Source organism: Selenomonadales bacterium (assembly GCA_017442105.1).
Taxonomy (GTDB): Bacteria; Bacillota; Negativicutes; order RGIG982; family RGIG982; genus RGIG982.
Genome location: JAFSAX010000216.1, coordinates 1 through 4,810, shown reverse-complemented (window position 1 = coordinate 4,810; position 4,810 = coordinate 1). Strand labels below are relative to the sequence as shown.

At 45.1% G+C, this 4,810-nt stretch carries 4 protein-coding genes; 3 read left to right on the top strand and 1 reads right to left on the bottom strand.

What is annotated here, in order from left to right:
* Positions 1-784, bottom strand: a 784-nt coding sequence (locus IJN28_08260) for an NFACT family protein (GenBank protein ID MBQ6713761.1), incomplete at its 3' end; no start/stop codon positions are given.
* Between the two features lie 112 nt (positions 785-896).
* On the opposite strand from IJN28_08260, the gene IJN28_08255 reads away from it, so the two are divergent.
* From IJN28_08255 to IJN28_08245, 3 genes are all read left to right on the top strand, one after another.
* Positions 897-3,620: a calcium-transporting P-type ATPase, PMR1-type gene (locus tag IJN28_08255; protein ID MBQ6713760.1), complete on the top strand. Its 2,724-nt coding sequence runs from the start codon at positions 897-899 to the stop codon at positions 3,618-3,620.
* A 38-nt stretch (positions 3,621-3,658) separates the two neighbouring features.
* Positions 3,659-4,510, top strand: coding sequence for a diaminopimelate epimerase (locus IJN28_08250; protein MBQ6713759.1), 852 nt, complete (start codon positions 3,659-3,661; stop codon positions 4,508-4,510).
* A 22-nt stretch (positions 4,511-4,532) separates the two neighbouring features.
* Positions 4,533-4,810: hypothetical protein (locus tag IJN28_08245; protein MBQ6713758.1), on the top strand; the 278-nt coding region annotated here is incomplete at its 3' end.

Here is a 4,810-nt window from a genome sequence, read left to right as displayed (position 1 = left end):
TAATCTTTTTCTTTTTTGCATCATATGCAAGTGTTGGTTCTGAAGAACTTTTTAACGATGCGATAAAATCATAAAAAGTATTGGCAAAAAGTTGCTGTTCATCTTTTGTTAAGTCACATACAGGTGTTTGTTCGTGGATATCGGCACGATGACACAGCTCTCTGGCAAGCAGTGTGCCAAAGCCCATCAATACAGACTGGATGGCCTTGCTTAGTGCGAGGTCTGTTTGTGAGAGGATAGAATCAAGGAGCTCTCTTTTGTCTGCATAAAACAAGTTTTGTTTCGGTTGTGCGGGCGGAAGTTGATAATATTCGAACGGAAGGATAAGACGCACGCGGCTTTCGTTTTCGTGAATGCGACGGAGTGCATCGATAATGACGTTGTCTTCTACCAGGATAACGTTACTATGTCGTCCCATCAATTCGATAACGAGCGATTTGGTAATAATGCGGCCGCCTTTACCAAGTACGTCAAAATTGAGCCATAAGATACGGTCGAGATGATGTTGCTCGAGGTTGGCGATACGACTGTTCTCCAAATGCTTGCGCAAGAGCATACAGAACGCGGGCGGAACAGCGGGGTTGTCATACGTTTGTTCGGAAACAAATATATGCGGTCTGTCGGGTTCTGCCGATATGGTAAGTGTTAAGTTGCGTCCCGGTTGACGAAGCGAGAGGACGATCGTCATTTTATCGGGTTGTGTGATGCGGTCGATCCGTGCGCCCTGCACCAGACTGTCTATTTCCTGTGCAAGTGCATGAAGTGTAATACCATCTATATTCATGTGAGCACCTCACTTGATGTTTCTATTCTAAGTATAGCATTTTCTATTGGTTCGGTCTATTATTCCGATGACTGAATATAGTGATAGCAAACAAGAGATGGGGTGACGATTGATGTACAAACCGTTTTATACACTAAGTACTCAAGAATTGGAAGATAAGTTTAAGGTATCGGCTCAGACAGGTCTGACGAAGGACGAAGCAGAACGACGGAGAGAGAAGTATGGAGAAAACCGATTATCGGAAGAACGAAAACAACCATGGTGGATAAGCTTTGCGCAGCAGTTTCAGGATTTTATGGTGTTGGTATTATTGGGTGCGACGCTGATCTCTGCCTTTTTGGGTGAATATACAGATGCTATTACAATATTGATCATCGTATTGGTCAATGCAATACTTGGATTTGTGCAGGAGTATAAGGCCGAACAATCAATGCGATCTTTGCGTGAATTATCTTCACCTACGGCACATGTTCTGCGCAATGGGAATCGTACGGAGGTACTATCTGCCGAGCTTGTACCGGGAGATGTCATCTTGCTTGAAGCAGGTGACAAGGTGCCTGCTGATGCGCGTATCGTAGAAGATATCGATTTGTTTACCGATGAGTCACCGTTGACTGGAGAGTCTATGCCTGTACATAAACATTCACGAACGATTCTGGATGAAAAAACACCGCTTGGCGATCAAGCGAACATGCTTCATGCAGGTACGGTTATCACCAAAGGGCGGGCGGTCGCTATCGTATGTGCGACAGGAATGCATACGAGTGTCGGACGTATTGCAGGAATGATACAAGATCATACTGCCGAAAAGACACCGCTCGAAGTGAGGTTGCAAGAGTTGGGAAAATATCTTGTTGCCGTTTGTTTTGCCATCTGTGCACTTGTCGTTGTGATCGGTGTTTGGCGCGGAGAAGAGATATTTTTGATGTGCATGGCAGGCATCAGCTTGGCTGTAGCGGCGATCCCTGAAGGCTTGCCTGCTATCGTGACAGTCGTGTTGGCGCTGGGTATGCAGAAGATGATGCGTCGAAAAGCTATCATACGAAAGCTTCCCGCGGTTGAAACGCTTGGCTGTGTGACGGTCATTTGTTCGGATAAAACGGGAACTCTGACACAAAATAAAATGACAGTTCGGGAGATCGTTACGCCATCGGGACGATATGAAGTAGCAGAAGAACAAATGCTTCGCTGTGAACATGATACGCAGGAACCTGCGATATCGGATACGCTGCGCAATGCGATCGAAACGGCTGTTCTGTGTAATAATGCTGTGATTCGGAAGCGCGATATCACGATCGGCGGTCATTGGAGAAGCCGTCAAGAGAGTGTCGTAGTTGATGGAGATCCGACAGAAGGAGCTTTGACAATCGTTGGTACGAGATGGGGAATATGGCGAGAACAACTGGAACAGTCAACAGTACGTGTAGGTGAGATCGCGTTTACTTCGGAACGCAAACGAATGTCTGTCGTTTATGAAAAAGAGAAAGAACGGATACTCTATACGAAGGGAGCACCCGACAAAGTATTGGAACTGTGCGGATATTATCTTGCCGAGAATGGAATAGTACGACCGTTGTCACCGCAAATAAAACGAGATATCGAAGCACAATACGAAGATATGGCATCTCGGTCGTTGCGCGTATTGGCAACCTCATATCGTATCGTAAAGCGTAATGAAACGATAGCGGAAGCGATGGAACGACAACTTATTTTTACAGGCTTGTTTGGGATGATGGATCCACCTCGACCCGAGGCAAGTGCGGCAATTCAGACTTGCAAGGAAGCAGGTGTGCGGACGATCATGATAACGGGAGATCATCCGAGGACAGCTCTTGCGATCGCAAAAGAGATCGGTATTTGTCGAGGAGATGATAGCAATGTTTTGACAGGCAGGCAGATAGACGGTATGACAGAACAGGACTTTTTGCGTGTTATAAGGACAGTATCTGTCTATGCTCGTGTCGCCCCCGAACATAAGCTGAAGATCGTGCGTGCCCTCAAACAACAAGGTGAGATCGTTGCTATGACAGGCGATGGTGTTAATGATGCTCCTGCCATTCGAGAGGCTAATGTAGGTATTGCTATGGGGAAAAGTGGAACGGATGTTGCGCGTGAGGCATCTGCCATGGTATTGAGTGATGATAATTTCGCGACGATTACGGCGGCAATCGAAGAAGGGCGCGGCATCTATGACAATATTCGTAAGTTTATTCGGTATCTGTTAGCCTGCAATACAGGTGAGGTGTTGACGATGTTTTTAACATCGCTTTTGGGAATGCCGTTACCACTTTTACCTGTGCAGATTCTATGGGTCAATCTTGTAACAGACGGACTGCCTGCTATGGCGCTCGGTATTGATCCGAATGAAAAAAACAGTATGAAACGACCTCCGCGCAAACCGAATGAAGGAGTATTTTCGCGAGGATTGTCAAGAAAGATCATTCTCCGCGGAATACAGATAGGCGCGACTACGGTGGCTGTATTCGGAGCAGTCTACTATATGACAGGCGACTTAGTTAAGGCGAGAACGATGGCGTTGACGACGCTTGTGATGTGCCAGATGTTTCATGTTCTCGATTGTCGATCGGAATATTGTAATGCGTTGGAGGCGGGCATTTTCCGTAATCGATTCTTGATCGGTGCGATGATGATCTCTATCATGATGCATATAGCCGTGATCTATGTACCGTTTTTGCAAGATATATTCTCAACGGTACCTCTTGCGATGGAAGATTGGGGAATCATCTTATTTATATCGGGTTGGCAGATGCTTTTTTATCTGATGAAACTGCCGTTTTCAAAAAGAAAGATTGCAAGAACATCGTTTTATCAGTAAAATAGAAATAATACTGGACGATTTCTCGGAGGTAAGTTATGCAATTTAAATTTGAAAAATGGAATGGCTTAGGCAATGATTTTGTAATAGTGAATGGTGCTGAAGAAGTGATCGAAAATTATTCTTCTGCAGCGGCTGAAGTATGCGACCGTCATTTTGGTATTGGGGCAGACGGATTGGTTATCCTTTTGCCTTGCGAGCAAGAAGGCATTGATTTTGAGATGCGGATATTTAATTCCGACGGAAGCGAAGCGGAGATGTGTGGTAATGCAACGCGTTGTATTGCTAAATATATCGCAGCGAATCAGCTTAGTGATAAAAAAGAACTTCATATTTTAACGAAAGCAGGTATCATCATTCCTGCACTTGTTGATATGTCAGACGGTTCTATTGGGGTGCGCGTCAATATGGGAAAACCGCGTCTTACTCCGTCTGAGATTCCTGTTATCAGTGAAACGGAAGAGATGATCGTAGCAGAGCCTATCACGGCAGGAGAAGATACATTCCGTATGACGACCGTATCGATGGGGAATCCGCATTGTGTTATCTTCGTTGACGATATTGCAAAGATCGCACTTTCTGAGGTGGGACCGAAACTGGAGACGCACGAACGCTTCCCGCGTAAGATCAATGTTGAATTTGCAGAAGTATTAAATCGTAAACAGATCCGTATGCGTGTCTGGGAACGTGGTGCGGGCATTACACTTGCTTGTGGTACGGGTTCTTGCGCGACGATCGTTGCTGCCGTGTTGAATGAAAAAACCGAACGCCAAGCAGAGATCATTCTTGATGGTGGCACACTTCATCTTGAATGGGCAGAAAAAGACGGCAATGTTTATATGACAGGTCCTGCAACAAAAGTCTTTGCCGGTATTTACGAAAAAGTCTAAGCAGATAAAGGAGTGGATCGTTTTGAAACGATATTGGATATTAGGAATCCTGTTTTTCTTCTGCATGCAAGGTTCGGCAGGAGCAGTAGCGAATACAACGAACGATATGGTTGCTAAGGCACAACAGTACGGAATCGTTTATGCCAAAAAATCGACACAAGATTTTTTGAAACCGTGGACTACGTATGAAGAAGAAGCGATCTCTTTGACAGAGCATACAGAACGCGCTTATATTTATACGCCGTATTTATTGATCGCCTCTGATGCGAGAGAAAAACAAAACGATAACAAAACGATTTC